Origin of the sequence: Afipia sp. OHSU_II-C1, from assembly GCF_000497575.1 — a bacterium.
Classification (GTDB): Bacteria; Pseudomonadota; Alphaproteobacteria; order Rhizobiales; family Xanthobacteraceae; genus Afipia.
This window is the reverse complement of the sequence record NZ_APJI01000006.1, coordinates 334,666-360,297: the sequence shown is the minus strand read 5'-3', so window position 1 is coordinate 360,297 and position 25,632 is coordinate 334,666. Positions and strand designations below refer to the sequence as shown.

General features: G+C 58.2%; 22 protein-coding genes. 15 read left to right on the top strand and 7 right to left on the bottom strand.

The genetic code is table 11. The annotated features are described in order from the left end of the window. Window positions 1-30: 30 nt before the first annotated feature. Both I554_RS0106950 and I554_RS0106945 read left to right on the top strand, forming a co-directional pair. On the top strand, window positions 31-903 hold the full coding sequence (locus tag I554_RS0106950) for a sugar ABC transporter permease (protein WP_006018747.1): 873 nt from the start codon (window positions 31-33) through the stop codon (window positions 901-903). Between the two features lie 2 nt (window positions 904-905). Then, on the top strand, window positions 906-1,886 hold the full coding sequence (locus tag I554_RS0106945) for a carbohydrate ABC transporter permease (RefSeq protein ID WP_006018748.1): 981 nt from the start codon (window positions 906-908) through the stop codon (window positions 1,884-1,886). 87 nt (window positions 1,887-1,973) lie between these two features. On the opposite strand, the gene I554_RS0106940 is transcribed toward I554_RS0106945, so the two are convergent. After that, window positions 1,974-2,702: a FadR/GntR family transcriptional regulator gene (locus tag I554_RS0106940; protein WP_006018749.1), complete on the bottom strand. Its 729-nt coding sequence runs from the start codon at window positions 2,700-2,702 to the stop codon at window positions 1,974-1,976. A gap of 202 nt (window positions 2,703-2,904) precedes the next feature. Here I554_RS0106940 and gor point away from each other — a divergent pair, with 202 nt between their 5' ends. The 7 genes from gor to glcF all read left to right on the top strand — a co-directional run bounded on the left by gor (window position 2,905) and on the right by glcF (window position 12,593). After that, entirely contained in the window at window positions 2,905-4,290 is a 1,386-nt protein-coding gene (gor, locus tag I554_RS0106935) for a glutathione-disulfide reductase (protein WP_006018750.1), read from the top strand. Between the two features lie 215 nt (window positions 4,291-4,505). After that, on the top strand, window positions 4,506-6,062 hold the full coding sequence (locus tag I554_RS0106930) for a class I adenylate-forming enzyme family protein (RefSeq protein WP_006018751.1): 1,557 nt from the start codon (window positions 4,506-4,508) through the stop codon (window positions 6,060-6,062). Window positions 6,063-6,087: 25 nt separating this feature from the next. Beyond that, window positions 6,088-7,542: an NAD-dependent succinate-semialdehyde dehydrogenase gene (locus tag I554_RS0106925; protein WP_006018752.1), complete on the top strand. Its 1,455-nt coding sequence runs from the start codon at window positions 6,088-6,090 to the stop codon at window positions 7,540-7,542. A gap of 127 nt (window positions 7,543-7,669) precedes the next feature. Beyond that, window positions 7,670-8,539: a hypothetical protein gene (locus tag I554_RS0106920; RefSeq protein WP_006018753.1), complete on the top strand. Its 870-nt coding sequence runs from the start codon at window positions 7,670-7,672 to the stop codon at window positions 8,537-8,539. Window positions 8,540-8,626: 87 nt separating this feature from the next. Continuing rightward, complete coding sequence (locus I554_RS0106915; RefSeq protein WP_006018754.1) at window positions 8,627-10,063, top strand: FAD-linked oxidase C-terminal domain-containing protein; 1,437 nt, start codon at window positions 8,627-8,629, stop codon at window positions 10,061-10,063. Window positions 10,064-10,078: 15 nt separating this feature from the next. Further along, window positions 10,079-11,269: a glycolate oxidase subunit GlcE gene (gene glcE, locus I554_RS0106910; protein ID WP_006018755.1), complete on the top strand. Its 1,191-nt coding sequence runs from the start codon at window positions 10,079-10,081 to the stop codon at window positions 11,267-11,269. A 16-nt stretch (window positions 11,270-11,285) separates the two neighbouring features. Next, window positions 11,286-12,593: a glycolate oxidase subunit GlcF gene (gene glcF, locus I554_RS0106905; RefSeq protein WP_006018756.1), complete on the top strand. Its 1,308-nt coding sequence runs from the start codon at window positions 11,286-11,288 to the stop codon at window positions 12,591-12,593. A gap of 27 nt (window positions 12,594-12,620) precedes the next feature. On the opposite strand, the gene I554_RS0106900 is transcribed toward glcF, so the two are convergent. From I554_RS0106900 to I554_RS0106880, 5 genes are read right to left on the bottom strand one after another with little or no spacing between them, the layout of a single operon-like run. Continuing rightward, window positions 12,621-13,661 (bottom strand): oligopeptide/dipeptide ABC transporter ATP-binding protein, encoded by a 1,041-nt coding sequence (locus I554_RS0106900; RefSeq protein ID WP_006018757.1) that lies wholly within the window; start codon window positions 13,659-13,661, stop codon window positions 12,621-12,623. Continuing rightward, window positions 13,658-14,599 (bottom strand): ABC transporter ATP-binding protein, encoded by a 942-nt coding sequence (locus I554_RS0106895; protein ID WP_237863167.1) that lies wholly within the window; start codon window positions 14,597-14,599, stop codon window positions 13,658-13,660. Before I554_RS0106895 ends, I554_RS0106900 begins: the two co-directional genes overlap by 4 nt. Window positions 14,600-14,659: 60 nt before the next feature. Beyond that, window positions 14,660-16,357, bottom strand: coding sequence for an ABC transporter substrate-binding protein (locus I554_RS0106890; protein ID WP_024574823.1), 1,698 nt, complete (start codon window positions 16,355-16,357; stop codon window positions 14,660-14,662). Between the two features lie 33 nt (window positions 16,358-16,390). Next, a complete protein-coding gene (locus I554_RS0106885; RefSeq protein WP_006018760.1) occupies window positions 16,391-17,293 on the bottom strand; it encodes an ABC transporter permease in 903 nt (300 codons plus the stop codon). A 4-nt stretch (window positions 17,294-17,297) separates the two neighbouring features. After that, window positions 17,298-18,254 carry an ABC transporter permease gene (locus tag I554_RS0106880; protein ID WP_006018761.1) on the bottom strand — a complete coding sequence of 319 codons (957 nt, stop codon included), beginning with the start codon at window positions 18,252-18,254 and terminating at the stop codon, window positions 17,298-17,300. A gap of 371 nt (window positions 18,255-18,625) precedes the next feature. On the opposite strand from I554_RS0106880, the gene I554_RS0106870 reads away from it, so the two are divergent. From I554_RS0106870 to I554_RS0106845, 6 genes are all read left to right on the top strand, one after another. After that, window positions 18,626-20,278 carry an FAD-binding oxidoreductase gene (locus tag I554_RS0106870; protein ID WP_006018762.1) on the top strand — a complete coding sequence of 551 codons (1,653 nt, stop codon included), beginning with the start codon at window positions 18,626-18,628 and terminating at the stop codon, window positions 20,276-20,278. Window positions 20,279-20,290: 12 nt separating this feature from the next. After that, window positions 20,291-20,971 carry a glutathione S-transferase N-terminal domain-containing protein gene (locus tag I554_RS0106865; RefSeq protein WP_006018763.1) on the top strand — a complete coding sequence of 227 codons (681 nt, stop codon included), beginning with the start codon at window positions 20,291-20,293 and terminating at the stop codon, window positions 20,969-20,971. Between the two features lie 35 nt (window positions 20,972-21,006). Then, a complete protein-coding gene (locus tag I554_RS0106860) occupies window positions 21,007-21,348 on the top strand; it encodes a non-heme iron oxygenase ferredoxin subunit (protein WP_006018764.1) in 342 nt (113 codons plus the stop codon). Between the two features lie 184 nt (window positions 21,349-21,532). Beyond that, complete coding sequence (locus I554_RS0106855) at window positions 21,533-22,867, top strand: aromatic ring-hydroxylating dioxygenase subunit alpha (RefSeq protein ID WP_237863165.1); 1,335 nt, start codon at window positions 21,533-21,535, stop codon at window positions 22,865-22,867. A 9-nt stretch (window positions 22,868-22,876) separates the two neighbouring features. Further along, window positions 22,877-23,377, top strand: coding sequence for an aromatic-ring-hydroxylating dioxygenase subunit beta (locus tag I554_RS0106850; RefSeq protein WP_006018766.1), 501 nt, complete (start codon window positions 22,877-22,879; stop codon window positions 23,375-23,377). Between the two features lie 146 nt (window positions 23,378-23,523). Continuing rightward, window positions 23,524-24,705: an FAD-dependent oxidoreductase gene (locus I554_RS0106845; protein ID WP_006018767.1), complete on the top strand. Its 1,182-nt coding sequence runs from the start codon at window positions 23,524-23,526 to the stop codon at window positions 24,703-24,705. A 458-nt stretch (window positions 24,706-25,163) separates the two neighbouring features. Here I554_RS0106845 and I554_RS0106835 read toward each other — a convergent pair whose 3' ends face one another. After that, window positions 25,164-25,487: a hypothetical protein gene (locus I554_RS0106835; protein WP_192817750.1), complete on the bottom strand. Its 324-nt coding sequence runs from the start codon at window positions 25,485-25,487 to the stop codon at window positions 25,164-25,166. Window positions 25,488-25,632: the final 145 nt, after the last annotated feature.

The following is a 25,632-nucleotide window of genomic DNA, read 5'->3' as shown; positions in this document are numbered from 1 at the left end:
ATCGGAACTGGTGAATAGAGGCCCGAGGCTATGCGACAGGACTGGCGAATCATCGGTTTGTTCATCGGGGGTGTACTGGTACTCGGTACAATTGTTGGCGGACCTCTCCTCTATTCGATAAAGCTCTCCTTCTACACAGCGGCGTCGTTCATCGACCCGCCGCAGTGGGTGGGACTTGGCAATTACGTGAAGGTTCTTAGTGAGCCGCTGTTCTGGGGCTCGCTGTTAAACGGTGTCACGATCGCCATCTCGGCGATCGTGCTGCAAGTCGTTCTCGGCGTCACCATTGCGCTCGTCCTCAATAGGCAGTTTGTGGGGCAGACTGTCGTGCGGGCGCTGTCAATCGTGCCGTATTTTCTTCCGACGGTCGTCGCCTGCCTCATCACGCAGTGGATTCTTGATCCCAACTACGGCCTTCTCAAGAGTGTCTTCGCGTCATTCGGATATGGGATGTTCGATTGGGGAGGTAATTCAACGAGCGCGAAGGCGACTATTGTCCTTGTTAGCGTTTGGATCTGGACGCCGTTTGTCGTGACCTGTGTTCTTGCCGGCCTTCAATCCATTCCGGCTCAACTGTATGAAGCGGCCCGGGTCGATGGAGCAGGGGTTATGAAGCAATTCTGGCATGTCACGCTGCCAGGATTGAGGTCAGTGTTGATCGTGGTCATCCTCCTGAGAGGGATCTGGATGTTCAACAAGTTCGACGTGATCTGGCTTCTAACGAAGGGCGGACCGCTCAACGAAACCGAGACGCTTCCCACGTTGGCCTACCGAAAAGCGTTTCTCGAGTTCGACTTGGGAGGGGGGGCCGCTGTCGCCACCATCTCGTTCTTGATGTTGGCGAGCATTATCTTGATTTACCTCAGGGTTTTTCCGATCGACGAGGCCAAGCAGGGACGATGACGATGTCGACTCAAAATCAAGCCCGCTCTGCTGCCGCTGTCGTCGTTGGTTCACGAGCGGTGCGGATGTTGCATAGCTCTAGCGGCTCAGGAAGAGAAATCTCAGACTCCACACCTTCAGTCTCGCACGGGAAAACGACGCGGTATTACGGCAAGTCGCTGAAGCAGATTGCCGGCCGCGTCGGTTTGTATGCCGCGGTTGCGCTAATCTGCATCTATTCCTTCTTCCCGATCTACTGGATGATCCTCTCCAGTCTGAGGTCGCCCGAAAAGCTATTTCTGGATTCATCCTTGGTTTTCTGGCCACCCGATCTAAGCTCTTACAAGTCACTCTTGCAGCTTACGAACTATCCGGCGAATTTCGTTAATAGCGTCATGATGGCTATGGCTACGATTGCCGTGGCGACGACGCTGTCATCATTCATTGCTTATGGAGCGACGCGTTTACGGTTTCGGGGCAAAACGACGTTGGTCGCGTCCATGCTGTTCGCCTACATGTTTCCGCCATTGATGTTGGTTATTCCGATGTCCGCCTTGTTCCGAATAGCTGGCTTAGCCGATAGCTTGTGGGGCCTGCTAATCGCTCACCTGGCGATTTCGCTGCCGCTGGCGGTGTGGCTGCTATGGGGCTTTTTCAAATCGATGCCGTTCGATCTGGAGGAAGCGGCAATGGTGGACGGCTGTTCCCAATTCGGCGCCTTCATCAAGGTGGTCCTTCCGCTTTCGGCCCCCGGCTTGATTACGGTCGGCATCTTCTCGTTTTTGCTGTCCTGGGCGGACTACGTATTCGCGCTCATCCTCATCATGAGTGATGATCGCAAGACATTGCCCGTGGGCTTGGCATCAATGCTTGGCGCGCAAGATCTGCGTTGGGGTGAGATACTCGCCGGCGCAACCCTTATTGCTCTGCCGTTGTTCGTTATCTTTATGTTCTGCTATCGATATTTCGTCGCAGGGCTGACGGCGGGTGCGCTCAAAGGTTAGGCACTGTTCGAGCGAAGCACGTCCTCGTGCTTCGCGCTAGACCGTGGGTATTTCGCGTAGAGATGGCGGACGGGGTGCCCGGCAAGACTAACGTTTTGTGACTTTGGTTTCCCCTAGAAGCGATTGCCATGCCTCCACTGTTCGCGAGAGGTGAGCGTTCATCTGTTGTTCGGCTAGGCCTACCCGCCGCTCTTCGATCGCTTCCAAGATGGTGCAATGGTCCTCATAAGATTGTCGACCTCGATTTTGGTCGGCAAAGTAGACCTTCCGTCGATGCCTGGACAGTTCGTAGAACGATCTCGCCACGCGCAGCAAAATGTCGTTCTTGGTTGCAGCAAAAATCGCAAGATGGAACGCCTCGTCCTCGCGCTCTATGCTTTGCTTTTTGGATAGGCGCTTGTTGGTCTCTTCAAGTATGGCGGTGATCTCGCGAATGTTGTCCGCGGTCCTGCGTGTGCAGGCCAACCTGACCGCCTGCCCTTCGAGCATGCGCCGGACCTCCATGACGTCGGCGATTTCCTTGGCCTCGAATGGAACTCCGGATTCAGCATAAAGCACTAGAGCATCGATGCTGCTCTCTTCGATCTTTCGCAGATAGATTCCAGAATTTGGGCGCCGTTCTATCACTCGCATGGTTTCAAGTGCGGCCAGAGCCTCTCGAACCGCGCCGCGACTGGTGTCGAACTTTTCCGCAAAGTCGCGTTCTGATGGCAACCGTTCGGAGGGCTGATAGCGGCGCTCACGGATGAAGGAAAGGATCTTTCCGATGGCGTTCGAAGGAGCCTCAAGCTTGTCGGTTCGATTTCGCTCAGTCATCTAAAATATCCTGCCTGGTCCTGCCGACCACTTGATTTCGATTTCCTCGGTAGCTAATCATGGCCGACCAAATTGGTCGACCAGTACTTTGGAGGAACCTTGAGGATCTCGGTCGAATCCGCCCTGCTTCAGTAGATATCAGGTTGAGGAAATTGAAGCATCTGAAACGCGCCAAATCCACCTAAAGAATTGATTTCCCAGCATGGATAGCTTTGAGACGGATCTGTTTGTCATAGGTGGCGGCTCGGGCGGCGTGCGCGCCGCGCGGATCGCCGCTGGCCATGGCGCCCGCGTCATGATCGCCGAGGAATATCGGATGGGCGGCACTTGCGTCATTCGCGGGTGCGTACCGAAGAAGCTATTCGCCTACGCCTCGCATTTCAGCCACGACATCGCGGATGCCGCGGGCTTCGGCTGGACCGTTCCGCCGGCGACGTTCGACTGGGCCACCCTGATCGCCAACAAAGACAAGGAGATCGCCCGGCTGGAAGCGGCCTACACCACCAACGTGGAGAAATCTGGCGTGCAGGTGATCAAGTCGCGCGCCGTGTTCGAGGACCCGCATACGCTGGTGCTCGACGGCGGCAGGAGGGTGCGCTCGAAGTATATCCTGATCGCCACGGGCGGCGCACCGAACCACGGCAAGGCCATTCCCGGCATCGAGCATGTCATCTCATCGAACGAAGCATTTCATCTACCCGAATTGCCGAAGCGTATCCTGATCCAGGGCGGTGGCTATATCGCGCTGGAGTTTGCGTGCATCTTCTCGGGCCTGGGTTCCCTCGTGACTGTGGTCTATCGCGGCGACAACATCCTGCGTGGCTTCGACGACGACGTCCGCGCCCATGTCCGCGATGAGATGGAGAAGAACGGCATTACCATCCTGACCGGTTGCACGGTCGACGGGATTGAGAAGCACGACGATTGGTACACGTCGCACCTGTCGAATGGCTCCAGCATCGCGTCCGACAAGGTGATGTTCGCCATCGGCCGTCACCCCGCCGTCGCAAATCTCGGGCTGGAGAAAGCCGGCGTCGCCATCAACCCGGATAACGGAGGCATCGTCGTCAACGAAGCCTCGCAGAGCTCGGTGCCACATATCTATGCGGTCGGCGACGTCACCCATCGCTTCAATCTGACGCCGGTAGCGATCCGTGAGGGCCACGCTTTCGCCGATACGGTTTTCGGCAAGCGGGCGGTCAAGGTCGATCACATCGATATTCCGACCGCCGTGTTCACGCAGCCCCAGGTCGGCACCGTGGGCCTCACCGAGGCGCAGGCGCGGGCGCAGTTCGCTATCGTTGATGTCTACAAGGCGGCGTTCCGCCCGTTGAAGGCGACGCTGTCCGGCAGCGAGTCGCGGGTGTTGATGAAACTGGTGGTTGACGCGGGGAGCGACCGCGTCGTGGGTTGCCATATCGTTGGATCGGACGCGGCCGAATTGGTTCAGGTCATCGCCATTGCCGTAAAGATGAAGGCTACCAAGGCGGACTTCGACGCCACTATGGCGCTGCACCCGACCTCCGCCGAGGAACTGGTGACTATGCGTACCCGCACTGCACGTTACGTGCGCGACGCGGCGGCTTAGAAAGCTCAATTTCGATCGATTGTGCAAATTCAGGCCGTTGGCGCGCGCGTTATGCGGCGCCGCTCAAAACGCACTTGACAATACGATTGTGATCATACCAAACTGGTCCTACCAGTATCGGTGAAAATCCAGCAACAGACTAACCTCGCCATCCGCAGCCGCTTGTAGTCGAGGAGCTGGATGCGGAAGTTCTGGCGAAGAAGATTGGGCCCACCATGGAAGTGGATTATTTGACTAGCCTGCCGCGACGCATCCACCTCATTGTGGATGAGGGGGCCAAAGCAGGAGCATCCCGGCCGGCTCTTACTGACGAGCGGGGCATCGTTTGGTCCTATCGGAGACTGATCGATACGATCGAGGCCGTTGCAGGTGACTTGGCGCGTCTAGGGATCCGTCCCGGTGATCGGGTCATGGTGGTGGGCGAGAACTCAATCGGCGCCATCGTCCTGATGTATGCGGCGAGCCGGCTTGATGCATGGGCAGTGATGACGAGCGCACGGCTCGGCCCGCACGAACTGGACGCCATTGAGGGTGATTGCAAGCCCAGACGCGTATTCTATACGCATGGAATATCGGCGGAAGCAGATGCTGCGGCGTGCCGGCGCGGCGCGGAAGCCGAAGCGTTCACGGGGATTGGAGCGATCAAGGTCGGTAAGTTGGAGGCGAGCGCCGTTCCCGAGGAGGTCTATGAGGATCCCGCCCGTCAGGTTGCAGTTCTCATCTACACGACGGGGACTACCGGTCGCCCGAAGGGAGTGATGCTCAGTCATCGCAACCTCGCTTACGTGGCGGGCCGGGGCAAAAGAACCAACACGCTCTTTCCCGAGGACGTCACGCTTTGCGTTATGCCGATCTCTCATTCGTACGGGTTGACGTTGCTGCAAGGTATGTTGTTTGTCGGCGCACACCTGCGGATCATGCCGAGGTTCTCTCTCACGCAAGCAATCGACGCCGTCGTGAATGGTTCGTTGACCGCCTTCAATGCCGTCCCTGCGATGTTGTCGCGGATCATCGCTTACGTCGATCAGAACAATATCAAGCTCACGCCCAATAACCTTCGTTATGTCTATACCGGAACGGCACCGCTCGATCTGTCTCTGCGACAGAGCGTCGAGCGAGTGTTCGGCGTGGTGCTTCATAATGGTTACGGGCTGACCGAGACGTCTCCGACCATCAGTCGGACGCTGTATGCCATGGGAAGCAACGAAATCAACATCGGACCGCCAATCCCGGGAATCGAAACCAAGATCGTCGGACCTGATGGGCGGGAAGTACCCGATGGCGAAGCGGGCGAACTGCTCGTTCGCGGGCCCAACGTGATGTTGGGGTATTATGGTCAGCCGGACATGACCGCGGAGGCGATCGATCGCGAAGGATATTTGAAAACCGGAGATATCGTCAGCCGGTCGCCGGGCGGCGAACTGGTGGTCCAAGGCCGGTCGAAGGAGCTAATTATCAGGTCCGGCTTCAACGTCTATCCGCCCGAAATCGAGGCTGTCCTCAATTCTCATCCGGCGGTTCTCAATTCCGCGGTAGTCGGGCGATCAATCGAGGGCAACGAGGAAATCATCGCTTTCGTTGAGCCGACCCCTGGAAGCACCATCGAAGTGGCCGAACTGCTCGCGCTCGTGGAGCGGCAGCTCGCACCATACAAGAAGCCGCAGCAGATCATTGTCTTGCCGCAACTTCCGGTAGCCCCGAACGGGAAGATTAGAAAGCACGACTTGAAAAAGCGCGCCGAGGAGTCGCTGTCAGCGGCTACCTCAGTTTAACGAATTATAGACCGGACGGACGGAAATGGTGACAAGTCGCGAGCAGATGTACCCCGATACAAAGTTGTTCATCGATGGATCCTGGCGCGATGGAACGAGCGGAAAGGTCGAGCCCATCCTGAATCCGGCGACGGGAAAATTGATCGGAACAGTTGCGCACGCGTCTATCCCCGATCTCGACGACGCACTTGAATCGGCCGTGCGCGGGTTCGAATTGTGGCGGAGGACGTCTTCCTTCGAGCGATACAAATTGATGCGTGGGGCTGCCGAAAAGCTCCGCGAGCGAGCCGCCTCAATCGCGCGTATCATGACGCTCGAGCAAGGCAAGCCGCTGGGCGAGGCGAAGATGGAGGTGTTGCTCGGCGCAGACATCATCGACTGGTTCGCGGAGGAGGCGCGTCGATCCTACGGTCGGACCATTCCGTCACGTTCCGGCGCCGTACAGCAGGTCGTGATCCGCGAGCCAGTTGGGCCTGTCGCCGCCTTCACGCCGTGGAATTTTCCGATCAACCAAGCCGTCAGAAAGATATCAGCTGCGATGGCGGCCGGGTGCTCCGTGATTCTGAAGGGACCCGAAGAAACGCCGGCAAGTTGTGCAGCTCTGGTCAATGCTTATGTCGATGCCGGCTTGCCCTCCGGTGTCCTCAATCTCGTTTTCGGTGTGCCGTCCGACATATCGGAATACTTGATTGCCCACCCTGTCATTCGCAAGATTTCGTTCACGGGTTCGACGCCAGTCGGGAAGCGGCTTGCGGCTCTCGCTGGAAGTCACATGAAGCGCGTTACGATGGAGCTAGGTGGACATGCGCCTGCGCTAGTCTTCGAGGACGCAGATGTCAAACAAGCGGCAAAATTGCTGTCCGCGGCAAAGTTCAGGAATGCCGGCCAGGTTTGTGTTTCTCCGACCCGGTTCATGGTCCATGAACGGGTCTACGACGACTTCGTTGAACAATTCACCGCTGCTGCCAAAGCTCTCGTCGTCGGGGACGGCCTCGACGAAGCGACCCAAATGGGACCACTAGCTAATCTCCGTCGAGTCGAGGCGATGGACGCGCTGGTCTCGGACGCCGTTCAGCGCGGCGCGCGCATCCGGACAGGTGGAAGGCGCCTGCGCAACGATGGCTTCTTCTTTCAACCGACGGTTCTGACGGACGTGCCTCTGGACTCGCGCATTATGAACGAGGAGCCATTCGGCCCTGTTGTGCCAATCGCGTCGTTCTCGACATTCGAGGATGCCATGGTCGAAGCGAATCGGCTCCCTTATGGCCTTGCTGCATATGCGTATACGAAGTCAGCGGCGACGATCGGCGCGCTCGGCTCGATCGTGGAGAGTGGAATGGTGTCGATCAACCACCAAGGCCTTGCCTTACCGGAGACTCCCTTCGGAGGAATCAAGGACTCCGGATACGGTTCGGAAGGTGGTACAGAAGCGATGGACGCGTATCTCAACACTAAGTTCCTGACCCAGATGCACGGTTAGCATGCGCGATCGGCAATGCTGATACGCCGTCGCGGAGCATGCGTCGCGCAGGTCAAACCTCGCGACGGTCCTTCGCCGCGCCAGACTCTAGGGCCCAAAGATCCAACGCCTAAAGCGAGTTAGCGAAGTGTTGTTGACCATCGACCGCGTTCAGATCGCGACGCCGGATGCCAAAAGTGCCGCGGAGATGTGGCGTCGCCGATTGGGGGCGGAACAAGTCTCTGCGGATCGGGTCCGGGGATTGGGCGCCAAACGAGTGACATTGCGTGCCGGGACCGGCGAGATTGAGTTGTTGGAGCCGGAAGGCAACGGCGTTGTCGCGGACGAACTGGCAAGACGCGGGCGATCTCATCTATTCGGCGCCGGCGCGACCTCACTCGACCCGCGTGCACTGGTGCATCATGCCACGTCGGTCGGAGTTGAGCATCAGCACGAAAATGGCCAGGATTTTCTCCGGTTCGAAATCGAGGGGAAGCCGGTCCATTTCGTAATCTCTCCCCCGCGTACGGTGGAGCCGACCGGCGGGATTGATTTCCTTTATGAGGTGACTTTGCTCGCGGCCGACCAGGCAGCCGCGGTAACGCGCTTCGCCGAAGTCTTTCGTCTTGATACACGGAATTTCGTGACGATTACCTCGGAGCTCTTTGGCTATACGGGCGTCCTCACTCTCTTCGCGCCTGATCGCCTCGACCGATTTGAAGTCATCACGCCGACGGACTTCACCAAGACGCTCGGCAGGTATCACGCCCGCCAAGGCTCGTCTTTCTATATGGCGTATGCCGAAAGCCGAGAGATCGGTCGCATCGAAAGATCGGCGAAGGCGGACGACGTGGGACACACGCTGGATCCGCGCGAGGAGAAGCGGAGCGGTCGAGATCCGGAGCAACTCTGGCTTCATCCTCCGGCCCTTGGCGGAATGATGCTAGGGCTATCGCGGCCGACGCTTGGTTGGCGCTGGTCGGGCCACCCTGAGAGGGTCGTGGCGTTAGTGCAATAGAAGCTCGATGGTGGATGCGTCGGGCTTATGTCGATTGCATCAGGCCGCGACTGACCCATCGGAAAAATATCCGATGACGAGGATACGATGAGCAAAATTAGGTTCACCGAACCAAATCGAGAAATCCTCGCGCGCCGAGATTCAATCATAAACGATCTAACCCGCCTTGTTGACCCCGCTGGGCTAATAACGTCGACGGACGAGTGTCGGGCTTATGAGACAGATGCGTTGACGGCCTATCGCAAGATGCCGCTCGCCGTCGTCCTACCGAAGACGACCGAAGAGGTGAGTGCCGTTTTGAAATACTGTCACGACACCGGCGTCAAGGTCGTGCCGCGCGGCGCAGGTACGTCTCTCGCCGGCGGGGCAATTCCGAGTGAAGACGCCGTCGTTCTCGGACTTTCAAAGATGAATCGGGTGCTCGCGGTCAACTACGATGACCGCTTCATCCGCGTCGAAGCGGGAGTCACAAATTTGAGCGTAACGGCGGTGGTGGCGGAGAACGGCTTCTTCTATGCGCCAGACCCTTCCTCTCAACTTGCCTGCACGATCGGAGGCAACATTGCCAACAACTCCGGAGGCGCGCATTGCCTGAAGTATGGAGTCACGACCAATAACCTCCTCGGCGTAAGGATGGTACTGATCGATGGATCGATCATCGATCTCGGCGGTGACTATCTCGATAGCGCTGGACTCGATCTGCTGGGCCTGGTCGTCGGCTCCGAGGGGCAGCTCGGGATAGTGACCGAAGCGACCCTCCGAATTCTGAAATCGGCCGAGGGAGCGCGCCCGGTTCTGTTCGGTTTCCCGTCTTGCGAGGGAGCGGGCAAGGCGGTTGCGGACGTCATTGCCGCCGGTATCATTCCCGTAGCCATCGAATACATGGACAAGGCCGCCATCGAGATCTGCGAGGCCTTCGCCAAGGCCGGCTATCCGCTCGATGTCGAGGCCCTTCTGATTGTAGAGGTCGAAGGGTCCGACGCCGAGATGGACGCGACGCTGGCGGACATCACCGCCATCGCTCGTGCGAATGGTGCGACGACAGTGCGCGAGAGCAGGTCGGCAATTGAGACGGCGGCAATCTGGAAGGGGCGGAAGTCGGCTTTCGGTGCGACCGGGCGAGTCGCTGACTATTTGTGCATGGACGGCACGGTGCCGACCGGCAAGCTGTCGTACGTTTTGGCGGAGATCTCCAAGATCGTACAGCGACACGGATTGCGTGTCGCGAATGTTTTCCATGCCGGTGACGGCAACATGCATCCGCTCATCCTCTACAACGCGAACGATCCGTCGCAGCAGTCGAAGGCGGAAGCAGCGGGAGATGACATTCTCAGGCTCTGCGTTGAAGTTGGTGGGTGCCTGACGGGCGAGCACGGTGTCGGTATCGAGAAGCGTGATCTAATGCGCTGCCAGTTTGACGATGCCGATCTGGCTCAACAGATTCGGGTGCGCGCCGCGTTCGATCCGCGATGGCTGCTCAATACGGATAAGGTGTTTCCCCTCGATTTTCGATGTCAAGGTTAGGGTGACGGGAGTGTGATGACCGATTGCTATAAGCCGCGCGACGAGTGCGGACTGTCGTCTGCCATCAAGGATGCGGCTACAGCAAAGATGCCTCTCGTCGTGCGCGGCGCCGGCTCCAAGTCGGCGATGGGCCGACCGCTGGGTGGATACGCTATGCCTCTAACGACCGAGCGCATGCGCGGAGTTTCACTTTATGAGCCGACAGAGCTCGTCATCGGTGCTTTGCCTGGAACGCCGGTTTCCGAAATCGATCGGATGCTCGCCAAGCACAACCAGATGCTTCCGTTCGAGCCGATGGATCATCGTGTGTTGTTCGGGACGAGCGCAGAGCCGACAATCGGAGGTATTGTCGCCGGGAATGTTTCGGGTCCGCGTCGTGTCGCGGTCGGAGCTTGTCGCGACAGCCTGATCGGCGTTCGCTTGGTCACGGGCCGCGGAGACATCGTGAAATCCGGCGGGCGCGTGATGAAGAATGTCACCGGGCTCGATTTGGTCAAGCTGACCTGCGGTGCGTGGGGCACGCTCGGCGTTTTGAGCGAAGCCATCTTCAAGGTGTTGCCGAAGCCGGCGCGTTCCCTATCGCTGGGATTGCGCGGCTTGGACGACATGACAGCGATTTCGGCGCTAACCGCAGCGCTCGGGTCGACTTTCGCGGTCTCGGCGGCGGCGCATATCCCGGCGAGTATTGGGTCGGACTCGACTACGATCGTTCGACTAGAGGGGTCCGAGGGCTCGGTAGCCTACGGATCCCGCGAACTTGCCAGGCTCTGGTGCTCCTTTGGGCTGCCCGACCTGATCGAAGGGGATGAAAGCGCAAACTTTTGGTTGCGCATCCGCGACGCGCACTGGCTGGCTCAGCCAATGGATCGTTCCATTTGGCGGTTGTCCTTGGCCCCCTCCAAAGCGCCGCGTGCTCTTGCTGACATCCGGCGAAAACTCGGCGTGCGGTATTTCTACGACTGGGGCGGTGGTCTCGTGTGGCTCGCGGTCGTGGGCGCTGACGATGCGGGAGCGTCGGTCGTTCGGGAAGCTATGGTCAATACCGGTGGGCACGCCACACTCGTACGGGCTTCATCGGAGATTCGCCGCAGGATCGATGTGTTCGAGCCGCTTCCTCCTGCGGTGCTCAAGTTGACGCAGGAAATCAAGAAATCTTTCGATCCTGACCGCGTTCTAAATTTCGGCAGGATGTACGCCGGTATCTGAGGCGAGGCGGACTGGTATGCAAACAAACTTCTCGCTGACGGCCTTGGCCGATGCACATGTAAGCGAGTCAGAAAAAATCCTCCGTGCCTGTGTGCATTGCGGCTTTTGTACTGCGACATGCCCGACATATCTGCTTCTTGGTGACGAAGCGGACAGTCCGCGCGGGCGCATCTATCTGATCAAGGACATGTTGGAGGAGGAAAAGCCGGCGACCCCTCAGGTCGTCGAGCATATCGATCGATGTCTGACGTGTCTTTCCTGCATGACGACCTGTCCGTCCGGCGTGCACTACATGCACCTGGTCGATCACGCGCGAGCCCATATCGCCCGAACCTATACGCGTCCTCTGCCTGATCGGTTGCTTCGAGGCATGTTGGCGAAGGTGCTGCCGTTTCCGGGCCGACTTAGGTTGGCTTTACGCGTGGCTACCGTGAGCAGGCCGATCAGAAAGTGGCTCGCCAATCTTCCCGGCGGCGCGCAACTCGCCGCGATGATTGAACTTTCGTCGTCATTCAAGCGAAGAAGGCCGACCCGAAGGTTACCGGGCGCGACCGTCGATAGGCCGCGCGGTCGGGTTGCGCTTCTGAGCGGATGTGCCCAGCAGGTCCTCGGCCAGAACATCAACGAGGCTGCAATCCGGTTGTTGACGCGTCACGGTATCGAAGTAGTTCAACCGATCGACGAAGGGTGCTGCGGAGCTCTCGTGCAGCACTTGGGATACGAAAGTCGGGCGCTGGATGCGGCTCGACACAACGTGGATGTATGGACACGCGAAATCGAGAACGGCGGCCTCGACGCCATCGTGGTTACGACGTCCGGTTGCGGAACGGTCATTAAAGATTATGGCTTCCTACTTCGCAACGATAACGCCTACGCTCAGAAAGCCGTACGGATCTCGGCTCTAGCGCGGGACATCACAGAATTCTTGCATGAATTACCGCTTCAAGACGGTGTTCGGACTACCGGCCAGGTCGTGGCTTACCATTCGGCATGCTCGATGCAGCATGGACAGCAGGTTAGAGATCAGCCGAAGTCACTTTTGAGGCGAATGGGGTTTGTAGTGAGAGAAGTACCGGAAGGCCACATATGTTGCGGCTCCGCCGGAACATACAACGTACTGCAGCCTGAGATCGCCAATCGACTGCGCGCACGAAAGGTCACCAACATTGAGAAGGTCAAACCGCAAATCATTGCGAGTGGAAATCTCGGCTGCATAACGCAGATTGGTGCTGGAACACGCATTCCAGTCGTCCACACGGTGGAGTTGGTCGATTGGGCGATGGGCGGCCCGTTGCCTGACGTCCTAAAGGGGTGCTTGGGCTAGGTGCGGACAAGCGACCGCTCTGACGTCCTAGTTTGGATTGCCATTTCCGTCCATCGCGGCTTCGATTGCCTTATTGGCTGCTGTCTCATCATACAGATGGCAGGCGATCTGCCGATTGCCGTGCAACCGCAGCGGCGGAATTTCGCGGCTGCAGACCGGCATGGCGGACTGACAGCGAGGGTGAAATGGACAGCCGGGCGGGGGGGTGGCGACGCTCGGCACCTCGCCCTGAAGGAGCACGTGATCGCGGGCGCGCTCGATTTGCGGGTCCGGCACCGCTACCGCATCGAGAAGAATGCGCGTGTAGGGATGGAGCGGTTCGCCGTAGAGGTCGTCGCGCGTCGCGATCTCGACGATGCGTCCGAGATACATCACTGCGACCCGATCGCTCATGTGTCGGACGACGCCGAGGTCGTGCGAGATGAACAGATAGGACAAGCCGAACTGCTCCTTGAGGTCGGAAAACAAGTTCAGAACCTGGGCCTGCACTGAGACGTCGAGAGCTGAGACCGGCTCATCACAGATGAGCAGTTTCGGACGCAGTGACAGGGCGCGCGCGATGGCGACCCGCTGACGCTGGCCGCCGCTGAGTTGGTGCGGATAGCGGTCGAGGAAGCGAGTACCCATTCCGACCGTATCTAGGAGTTCGGCAGCCTTCGCGCGGCGCTCGTGGCCCGATCTGCCGACGCCCTGAATCGCCATCGGTTCGGCGATCAGGTCGGCGATTGTCATGCGGGGATTTAGCGACCCGAACGGATCCTGGTAGATGATCTGCATCTCACGCCTTAGCGGTCGCATCTGGCGATGACTGAAGCCCGTGATATCGCGTCCGTCGAACACGACCCGGCCGCCGCTCGGCGGCGTCAGTTGTAGTATGGCCATGGCCGTGGTGGATTTGCCGCAACCGCTTTCGCCGACGAGCGAGAGAGTTTCGCCGCGCTGGAGTGTGAGGGATATGCCCTTGACAGCTCGAACGGAGGGGGCGCCCGTTACGCCGAAAGAGGTTGTGCTTGCATAGTCGACGCACAGGTCCGAGACCTCGAGAATATTCGTTGCTACGTCGTTCATAGCGGATTCCAGCACGCGAACAGATGGCCGTTCCGTGTGCGTTCGTCGCCGCTAAGCGGAGGGCGTTCGTCGCACCGTTCGGTCCGACGTGGGCAGCGCGGTGCGAAGGCGCAGCCCCCGGTTCCGTCGGAGGGGGCGGGTGGCTGCCCAGCGATCGACTCGAGCCGATGAGCGATCGGACCGACGATCTTGGGCACGGAGGCGAGGAGGGCGTGCGTATAAGGATGGCGCCCATCGCGATAGAGGTCGTCGGCCGCCGCTGTCTCGACGATGCGGCCGGCATACATCACGTTGACCCAGTCGGCGTAGCGCGCCACGACGCCGAGATCGTGCGTGATGAGAAGCAGCGCCCCGCCCAATCCGCGGGTAAGGTCAGTGAGAAGCGTCAAAATCTGCGCCTGCACGGTGACGTCGAGTGCTGTCGTCGGCTCGTCCGCGATGATGAGTCTTGGCTCGCAGGAGATCGCGATAGCAACCATGACACGCTGGCGCATACCCCCACTGAGCTGGTGAGGATAGGCCTCGGCTTTGGTCTCTGCATCCGGGATGCGGACCTTCTTGAGAAGGTAGATCGCCTGCGCTTTGGCGGCGCTCCAGGACATCCGGCGATGACGCACCAGCGGCTCGGCGATCTGGCGCCAGATGCGCAGGCTTGGGTTCAGCGCTGTCATCGGCTCCTGGAAAACGATGCCGACCTCGTTGCCTCGGATGTCCCTGATCTGTTTTGGTGACTGCGTCTGCATATCACGGCCGGAGAGGCGTATTTCGCCGGCCGTGATCTTGATCGGTGGCATTGGCAGTAGATGGGTGAGCGACATCGCGGTGATGCTCTTGCCCGCGCCGCTTTCGCCTACGAGCGCCACGACCTGGCCTGAATAGGCCCGGAACGAAACGTCTGCGACAGCACTCAGCTCCGTCTTGCCCGACCAGATGCCCACGCAGAGCCCGCGTACATCCAGTATCGGGGGCCCCGACATTTCCAAAGTTCCGTGCATCGATCAGAAGCCCATCGACTTCTTTAGATCCTGATCGATCCAAGCGCGCGCCCAGACCGGCGCATCACGCCGAGCGGAGACCGAAATCTCACCATAGTAATTCTTGACCCACGGCCACCATACCGTGAACGAGCGCGGCCTGGGCAGAAACAGGAATGGCGCTCGCGCGGTCATCTCATTGGTGAGCGCGGCGACGCCCTTCTTGACCTTGTCCGGGTCCCTCTCCTGCTGGATGGTGTCGAGTGCCGCATCGACCTTCGGGTCGTTGACGCGGGCCGAATTCCAGACGGAAGAGGACCGGTACAGTTTCTCGATTGAGGCCGTCGGATTGCTCATGCCTGCGAGATGCCAATAGCCGGGGCCGTGCTTGCCGGTGGTCATCAGACTGAGAAACGCTCCATACTCCTTTGGCTCGATGGTCATCTTTACGCCGATTGCCGACAGATATCCGGCTACAATCTGCGCTTTCTTTAGCTGCTCAGGGAAGCTCGGAACCTGTGCCTTGAACTCGAAACCATTCGCAAGACCCGCTTCGGCGAGGAGCTTCTTGGCCTTGGCCGGATCGTACTGGAGAACCTCCCGGGCATCGTTCGGCATCTTTTCGGGCGGCGTGAAATAGCCTTCCCAAGTTTCGTCCATCGGCAGGTGCGGAAAGTCGGCGTGGCCGCCATAGATCTGCTTCGAGATGGCGGCCCGGTCGACCGCGAGATTCAAGGCGAGACGCACCTTCGGGTTGTCGAAGGGTGGTGCATCGACCCGCATTGCCAGTGCCTCACCCGCATAGTCGGGGTGTTCGATGACTTTGATTTTATCTTGGATCGGCGCCAGTGACTTGAGTTCGTCCCAGTTGATATTCGCCATGACATCGATCTTGCCGGTGCGGAAGGCGGCTAGGCGTGTCTGTGAATCCCCGATCGTCCGCATCACAAGGTTATCGACGAATGGGATCTTGTAAGGTTTGCCGTCGATCGTCTCGCGGTCCCAGTACTCCTTGTTAGCCTGATAATCCCCGAAGGCCCCGGCCTCATACCGCGTCAACCGGAAGGGACCCGTGCCGCAGGCATTCTGCCAGTTGCCAGCACCGCCGTTAGGGGCCTCCGTGATCTCTTTGGGATAGATGCCGGCGTAATAGCCGTAGCCGAGGCGGTACTTCCACTCCGAGTTGTACTCCTTCAGGAAGAAGGTCACCTGGTGCGGTCCCGTCTCCTCGGCCCTGTCGATGAAGGAAAAATAGACTTTGTTCGCCTTCGGACTAGCGACGAGACGGTTATACGCGAACACGACGTCTTTGGCGGTAAAGTCGCGCGCTTCCATGATGCCTTTGCAGGCCTGCCATTTCACGTTCTTGCGCAGGTTGATAACGATCGAGAGCGGTTTGTCGACGACCTCCCAGCTCTCTGCGAGTTCGCCGCGCAGCACGTCGTCGCTGAGCCAGGCCTCGCTGAAAAAGTTGTTCTTCCCGCCGCCACGTACGCCTTTGCTTAGATCGCCCACCATCAACTGCTCCATGTAGGGCCCAGCATCGATAGAGACCTTCCAGTTCCAGTCGGCGGGATCCCACGACAACGCCGCAATCCCCGGGGAGTAAGGAACGATGGTCAGCGTGCCACCGTATTTGGGTTCCTGGGCGCTCACGGCTTGGGTCGCAATCACAGTCCCGAGCGCGATAACCGCCATAGTTCCGAGATGTCGGCCTACCATTCCTTGCTCCTCCTTAGTGTTATGGTTTTTCGCTCAATTGCGCACTATTCCGCGTGGATCGAGAAGATCGCGGAGAGAGTCTCCGAAGATGTTCACGCAAAAAACGATCAGAGTTATCGCGAGGCCAGGGGCCGCGACCATCCAGACGTTCTCGAACATGTAAGGGCGGGCATCGCTCAGCATACGGCCCCACGCGGGTGCGGGCGGTGGCACACCAAGACCAAGGAAGCTGAGACTCGATTCGGCCAGGATCACGCCGCCGAGGCGCGTGGTGTAAAGCACGATGAGGGGCGCGGCGATCGTCGGCAGGATGTGCCGGAGAATAATGTGCCAGTTACCGGCGCCGAAGGAATGGCCCGCCTGCACGTACAGTTGCTCGCGCGCCGACAGGACCGCGCCGCGTACGATGCGCGAACCGGCAACGCCGTAGAGGATGCCGAGGAGGGCGATGATCTGCACGATCCCGGGGCCGAGAACCGCGACGCCCGCGATCAGCACGATTAGGTCGGGAAAGCTCTGCCAGGTATCGACGAACCGCTGAACCAGGGCATCGAGACGTCCGCCGAAATACCCGGACAGAACCCCGAGCGTGACCGATAGGGCGAGCGATAGCAGCGCGGCGGTGATACAGACGATAACGGAAGTACGGGCTCCATAGATGATGCGGCTGAGGATGTCGCGTCCGAGTTCGTCTGTGCCGAGGTGGTGCGACCAGGACGGCCCTTGCATCAGCGATGTAAGGTCGATCGCGTCGAAGTCGTACGGTGCGATCCAAGGTGCCAAGAGTGCGCAGACCACGATCGCGGCGAGAAGGCCGGCGCAAACCGTTCCGAGGATATCCTGCTTAAAAAGGCGACTGAAGAAAGTCCTGACGGGTGCTGCCCAAGCGCCTCGCCCGGGACCTGTTTCGATCTTCAGAGGTGACTCGATAGTCATGCGTTCAGCCCTGACGAATCTTGGGATCTAGGAGGGCGTAGCTGATGTCGACGAGCAGGTTGATCGTCATTACGCCGACGCCCACGAGAAGAAAGATGCCCGTAATGACCGGATAGTCCCGCTGCGACACCGCCATCAGGAGTAGTTGGCCCATACCGGAGATCACGAAGATCTGCTCAATCACGACCGCGCCACCGATCAGCAGGGGCAACTGCAACCCGACGATGGTTATGACCGGCAGAAGCGCGTTTTTGAGGACATGGCGCAGGACGACCGTCCGCTCGTCGAGACCCTTGCTCCAAGCTGTACGGACATAATCCTGGCGCATGACTTCGAGGACCATGGTGCGGGTCATCCGCATCGTCACTCCCGACAAGGCGATGCCGAGGACGATGGCGGGCGGCACCATCTGGCGGAGGCTAAGGAGGGGATCGTCGGTCAGCCGAACATATTGCACGGTCGGAGCGATCCCCCAGAGCATCGCCGGCACGACCACCACTAATGTCCCGAGCCAAAAAGGCGGGACGGACAGGGCCGTGATGGCAAAGACACGGCCGAGATAATCGACCGGCTTGTTTTGCCGGATCGCCGAGATGATCCCGACGGGCAGCGCGATCAAGAGCGCGAATATCATGGCCAGCACGCCTAGATACAGAGTAATCGGCATGCGCTCGGCGACGAGGCGGGTGACGCTATCTCCCGTCCAAAGCGAGCGACCGAAATCTCCGTGGAACACAATCGAGCTGATCCAGTGCCAATATTGTACAAGGACCGGCTGATCGAGCCCGAGTGCCTTGATAAGATCTTCGCGGGTCTGGACGCTGGCCGAGATGTCGTTCTGCGACATCATCATGTCGATCGTGTTTCCCGGTATCAGGCGAATGGCCGAGAACACAATAACGCTCGCTAACAGGAACGTCGGCACAAGGGCGACAAGGCGACGAATTAGATATCTCAGCATGACGCGGTCCATTGGAGGGCGCGCTCACCATGCAGATTGGCTTGGTCCGACAGCACCACGCTCTTGTCCCTCTCTATGTGAAAAAGGCCGCTGAACGCCCGCTCATCAAAAAATGAGGTGAGTTCTCTATTTGCAGATCAGTTGCAATCTGGCACATCCAATCTGGTCATACCATTCAAGCGTGCTCTTGGCGGCGGTGTCAAGGCGAATGTTGTCGCGGTGGCGTAGCTCCGGGGTGCTTATCTACTCCGAGAACCATTGACCGACCGAATTGGATATGCCAATTTGGTCGAACCAGATCGCGATGTCTACCAAAACGCATGCGCACCTGGATGGTTGATTTACGTCGAAAATCTCGAAGGAGAAGCGCTGTGGCGAAGGAAAAGAGTGGCTACTACGGCCAGCGAAGGAAGTTCTGGTCGTGGGGATATGAAGGTGAAGCTAATTCCAAGGACGAAATCCGAACCATGCGAGACCGCGTGGAGCAGCGGCTTGGAATTAAAGACATCGAAATTCTGTCAGACCCGACTCTGGACGAGATTGAACTTTATGCGTCGCGCATAAAGATCCCGCGAACGCTGGAGGATTTCTGTACCTCGGAAAAATGGGACAGAATTGTTCATACGTACGGTAAGGGTTTCAAGGACATGACCCTTATCTACCGGCGCGATTTCAAGAAGGCTCCGGACGTCGTGGCCTATCCGCGCGACGAAGAAGACATCGCTGCCATCTTCGACTGGTGCGGGGAAAATAGTTATGCATGCATCCCGTATGGCGGCGGATCGAGCGTCACCGGCGGCTTCTGGGGTCCCGAGCGCGACGCCTTTCCCGGGGTCGTCGTAATCGACTTGGGCAACCTCAACAAGATTCTCGAAGTCGACCCCGTGTCGCGCTGCGCGCGGATCCAGGCGGGCATTCTCGGTCCGGCTCTGGAAGAACAACTGAAGCCGCATGGCCTCACCTTGCGCCATATTCCGCAATCGTGGGAATTCTCATCGCTGGGCGGTTGGATCGCAACCCGCTCGTCCGGTCACTATGCGACCCATCTCACGCATATTGACGACATGGTGGAAAGCCTGCGCGTGGTCACCCCGGCGGGAACGATCCAGAACCGCCGCCTGCCAGGCTCGGGTGCGGGACCCAATCCGGATCGGCTGTTCATCGGGTCTGAGGGCTCGCTGGGCATCATCACCGATGCATGGATGCGTCTACAGGGGCGTGTGAAATTCCGTGCGAATGCGTCGATCTCCTTCAAGACGTTCTATCAGGGTGCCAAGGCCGTCCGTCAGATCACCCAAGCAGGACTGTTCCCGGCGAACTGTCGCTATCTGGACGAGCAGGACGCCAAATTCTACGGCGCTGGAGACGGCACCGATTCGGTCCTGTTGCTGGGCTTCGAATCCGCCGACCATCCGGTGGACGCGTGGCTGGAGCGTAGTCTCGAAATCTGCAAGGACTTCGGTGGCGTCGTGAAGCAACAGGCGGGAACTGCGGACAACGCGCTGGAGACCAGCCGTAGCGGGCCGCAGGGTAACTGGCGGCACCAGTTCAGATATCTGCCCCGGTTGATGCATACGCGCGCAGCGATGGGAATCGTCAGCTTCACGTTCGAAACTGCCTACACTTGGGATCGGTTCGAAGAAGTCGATACCGAGATCATGCGTCGCATCCGGAAGGCCCAGAAGGAAAATCTTGGCGGCGGCATCGTCTGCCGCAGGTTCTCCTTCCTGTATCCGGACGGCCCGGCTCCTTACTATTCGATCATGGCTCCTTCGACGCACGCCAACAGCCTTGAAGCCTATAAGATGCTCCACGACGTTGCGTCGGACGCGCTAATCGAACTCGGCGCAACCATCACGCACCACCATGCTGTCGGAAAATCGTTCCGTCCTTGGTACGACAAGGAAGTCGATCCGTTGTTCCGCCGTGTGCTGGCAGCCGCCAAGACCGAACTGGACCCGAAGTGGATGTTGAACCCTGGGCTGATCGTTGACAAGCCAGCAGGGCTCAAGATCGTCGGATAGGAGTCCTCTGCGATGATTGATCTATACTTCTGGCCAACCCCGAACGGGTATAAAGCAGCCATAATGCTGGCAGAGTTGGACTTGGAGTATCGTGTAGTTCCGGTTGATATAACGGCAGGTGAGCAGTTTCATCCGGAATTTCTGAAGATCAATCCAAATAACAAAGTGCCGGCCATCGTGGATCACGATGGCCCGCACAACAAGCCATATGCAGTTTTTGAATCCGCGGTCGTTCTTATCTATCTCGCGGAAAAGTCCGGTAGATTTCTCTCTCAGGATCCTGAAAAGCGCTACGATACGCTAAAGTGGCTTGTATTTCAGAATACGACGATGGGTCCAATGCTGGGCCAAGCGCACCACTTCATGGTGTATGCGACTGAGAAGATCGATTACGCGATCGAACGTTATGATCGGGAAGTTGGTCGAATATACAACATTCTCGAGAAGCGCCTTGGCGAATTTGAATATCTCGCCGGCGAGTATTCCATCGCTGACATCAGCACATTCCCTTGGGTTCGCACGCGAAAGCTGCATCGACGTGACTTGTCGGAGTACCCGAACATTGATCGATGGTACCAGGCGATCAAAGACCGTCCGGGGGTTAGGGCGGGCATAAATACGTTGTCCGACAGCAAACAATGGGAAGCGAAGCCGGGCACCGAGGCCTGGAAGAATATGTTCGGAAAGAACTGAAGTTCGCAACAATCCAAAAGCGAGCGTCGACTCGAATGACTAACTGGGTAAAAGCCGCTCTTACGAAAGATGTGTCGGATGACAGCATTCAGCAGCTCAATATCAACGGATGCAAAGTTGCGCTCTACCGCTGCGGCGAAGAGTATTTTGCCACGTCTGACGTTTGTACTCATGCCTATGCACTTCTGTCCGACGGTTGGCTCGATGGTTACGAGATCGAGTGCCCGCTTCATGGCGCCCGCTTCGATGTTCGAACGGGCGCGGCGTTGACCTCACCAGCAGAAACGGCCCTGGCAACCTATCCTGTTCGTGTCGCCGGTGATGCTGTGGAAATCGATGTCACCTCGGCACCGTCTAATCCCGACGCGTCAACCTAACTTAACGGCAAGGGGGGCGACGATGTCGCCATTTTGTGTGACGCCCCCATCTCGTCCGAAATAGCCGCTCCGCTTTGCTACAAGAAAAATAGAGGAGGTCGAATTGACCAGCTTCAGGTCGGAAGTACCCAGCCCTGTGAGGCCGAGCGACGGTGGTGTCAGAGGTGGGCCAATCACACCCGAAATGGTTTCGAAGCTGCTGGACGATCGACCCGATGACGGAATATTTCGGGTAGATCGGACGGTGTTCACCGACCAGGATATTTTTGAGCGCGAACTTACTCACGTTTTCGAGGGGACTTGGGTTTTCGTCGGGCTGGAAAGTCAGTTACGCAAGCCGAATGACTTCGTGACGACGTACATCGGGCGCCACCCCGTCCTGATTACAAAGGACGGGACTGGAGAAATTCGATGCTTCTTTAACACCTGTCGCCACCGCGGGGCGATCGTTTGCCCCTTTAAGAAGGGCAATCAGAAATTCCATGTTTGTCGCTATCATGGGTGGTCGTACGATAGTGCCGGCAAGAATGTTTCGATGACCGATGAGAAGGATGGCCAGTATCCGCCGTCCTTTCTTGCGGATGATCATGGCCTCAAGCCTGTTCCCAAGATTGCAAGCTATCGAGGGCTTCTGTTTGCAAGCGTGTCGCCCGACGTGCCGACGCTAGAGGAGCATCTTGGTGACGCGCGCGCGTTTATCGATCTCGTTGTCGATCAGGGCATCGAAGGGCTGGAGTTCGTTGACGGAAACGTAAGCTACACGTTCGACGCCAATTGGAAGCTTCAGTTCGAGAACGGGCTTGATTATTACCACTTCGCTTCAACGCACAGTTCGTATATCGACGTTCTCAAGAAGCGTGAAGTGCGGAGAGGACCGCTAGAAGTAAAGCCGTGGAATCCGACAGAGACCGACCCCGACGCGCAAGGAAGCTTCAGCCTGGCGAGGGGGCACGCGATGATGTGGTCCATTCATGCGTCAAGGGTTTATAAGCTCCGCCCTCTCAATCAGGATGGCAAACTTCTGTCGACGGTTCAGGGGCAGACTCGGGAAGACAAGCTCAAGTGGATGTTTCGTCAGCGCAATCTCACGATTTATCCTAACCTGCAGATCGTTGATATCGGCACGCTGCAGTTGCGGACGTGGCGGCCATTGGCTCCGGACAAGACGGAGATTACGTCTCACTGTCTTGCCCCAGTTGGTGAAAGTGACGAGGCGCGCCGCGTTCGCATCCGTCTGTATGAGGATTTCTTCAATCCGAGCGGTCTTGCGACGTCCGACGACAACGTCATGTACGAGCTTTGCCAGACCGGCTACGGAGCTCGTTTCGCTGGTCCTACGCAGGGGTATGCGCGAGGCTTGAGGCCGAAGTCCGGCGAGGCACTCAACTACTCTTCCGAATTGCAGGTTTCACCTGATCGGTGGACCTATGGAGCGCCCCTGTTCGGCGATGAGACATGCTTTCATTCCGGTTACCGGGAATGGCTGCGCCTTATGACTCGTGATCCCTCGGAAGGCTAGGTTAGCGACATGTCAGAGGATGATTACCTGAAGATTGCTACTCGCGTTCTCTTCACGGAGGCAAGACTTCTGGATCAGAAGAAATTCCGCGATTGGGTCAAGCTCTACGCTGACGATGCGATTTTCTGGGTGCCGGCCTGGAAGGACGAGTACGAGACGACGTCCAATCCGAACCGCGAGCTTTCAATGATATATCATGAGAACTCATATGGGCTGAGTGACCGAATTGACAGGATACAGTCGCGAAAGTCCATCACGGCGATGCCGCTTCCGCGCACGGTTCATTCCTATACGAACATCATGGTCGATGCGGCCTCGACGGATTCGATCGAGGGAAATGCCTGCTTCACGGTTCATACGTACGATCCGCGCGCTTGTAAAAGCCATACCAACTTCGGACGCCTTGAATTTCGGCTGCGCCGTCTTGGAGAGGCTTGGCTGATCGGATTCAAAAAGATTTCCCTTACGAACGATCAAATGGCCACTGCGCTCGATTTCTACAGCGTCTAGCAAGTGCGTCGCAGATGAATATCAGCAGAATCTGCCAACTAGCCTTCGGCTGAAGGTATTGAATGTGAGAGTGCTCGGCGCCTGTCAACGGCGGATAAGGAGGACGGGCGCGCCGAATGTGCCCTTCCCCTACAGGGAGCGCTAAAATGCGTTTTGTGATTGTCGGAGCAGGCCTCGCGGGGCACACAGCCGCCGTGCATCTTCGCGAGTTGGCGCCACAAGCCAAGATCGATATTCTCGGAGACGAACTCGGCCTGCCGTATGATCGCCCGCCGCTGTCCAAAGAAGTCCTTGGCGAGGGCGCACCGCGCTATCTGGCAAACGCGGAGACCTATCATGAGAACGGTATTTCGTATCATCCCGGACAAACCGCGACGCAGATCGATCGAAACCGCTCCGAAATTCTAACCGCTTGCGGAAATGCTTATGCTTACGATCGGCTACTCCTCGCGACCGGATCGCGGGCGAGAAAATTGCCGGATAGCGTCGGGCAAAGCTCGAAAATTCTCTATCTGCGAACGCTTGAAGACGCGGTTCGCTTGAAATCCGTGCTTCGGGAATCGCGTCGAATTGCTGTGATCGGCGGCGGGTTCATTGGGTTAGAGGTTGCTGCCGCCGCTCGAGCGATGGCCTGCGAGGTTTTTCTGTTTGAGATGACGGATCGGATACTATCTCGCGGCATGCCTGCTATCCTGAGCCGTTGGGCTGAGAAATTGCATCGCCTGAACGGAGTCCAGTTCGAATTTGGCTCAAAGATCGATTCAATTCATCATCAGGATGATGGTTCGTTGCGATTGCGCTGGAATGCATTCGCAGATGTCGACGCAGTCGTTGTCGGGATCGGGGTTCAACCCAACACCCAACTTGCATCGGACGCGGGGCTGGACGTCGATGATGGTATTGTCGTGGATGATCGCTGCCAGACATCTGATCCGGCGATCTTCGCTGCGGGAGAGGTGACGTCACACCCCGTCTTAGGCGGCGCGTTTCGTCAGCGACTTGAGTCCTGGAAGGTGGCCTCGGGCCAATCGCTGGTCGCGGCGAAATCCATGGCAGGGATTGACTCGCATTATGCGGAGCCGCCGTGGCTATGGTCGGACCAGTTTGGACACAACATTCAGTCGTTAGGAGTGCTGCAAAATGCTGACCGCAGTGTCGTGCTGGACGATCCTGAAACGAACAATTGGACGGCAATCTTCCTCGATAGTCACGATAAAATTGCCGGCGCAATCGCGGTGAACAACGGCCGTGATATTTCGATGCTAAAGCGTGCCTTGCTTCATGACGGAATCATTCCAGAGAAACTGCTCAATAGAGCCGCCAGATAGCGCTCCTATTACGTGTTCATCATGAGAACCGAGATACCGAGCGATATGCTTGGCTTCGACCAAACTCATTGCGCCTATGTTGGCGCGGTTCATGGCGACGGACAGAAGCTTTTTTGAAGGCTCGCCGAGTGCGTCATTTCGCTAAGCGAGCCGAAGGGTAGCCCTCGGAGAGCATCCTCAGGAAAGAGTCAGAGCGGGGTTCCCATTGTCGGCTCTCCAATAGGCCGAATAGTAAAGCCGGTTTGGGCCCGCGCCATGCGCAGTTTTCGTTGCCTATTCCGAAGCTCTAGCCGGGACCGCGTTCGCAGCCGCGCCTTCCCGATCCGGCTAAGCTGGTCCCGCCGATGTTCAAGTGCGTCATGGCGGCGGATAAGGGGCCGGAAGGCGAGAGGAAGTTGTCAGTTAAGGTAGATAGCATCAAAGCAGAAGGGGACGCCGCATGTATTGTAATATAGCCGTCAGATCCTCGGTTGCCGCGTCGCGCGACGCACCCGTCGACCATAACGCTCGTTATCCGTCGGATCGGGGTGCTTGCCGCCGCCCTTCCAGTCGTCGGAGATCAGCCAGTCCTCGAAATAGTAAAGCCACGTTGTGGCCCAGGGTACGAATGTCTGATCGATCCGCATCGTGCCGGTCCACTCGCGCGTTCCTGGCAACGTGAGGCACAGGCGCAGGGGATCATGATAGACGTGCGGCAGGGGCCGCTCACCCGCCAAAGCCGAAAGCTCGGGGTCCGTGACGAAGACGCTTGGTGTTTCGCCCCGCTGAAATGTAATGCGCATGGAGTATTCACGGCTAAGGGGCGTCGGCCTGTCACGATAATCCCAAATAAAGCCAGTCGCGTGCAGCCGGCCTGTCCCCGTACAGATGGGATTGGCGCGCAGAAACATAAACTGCTGCGCGGGCGTCAGGTCTGGGCGGTCACGC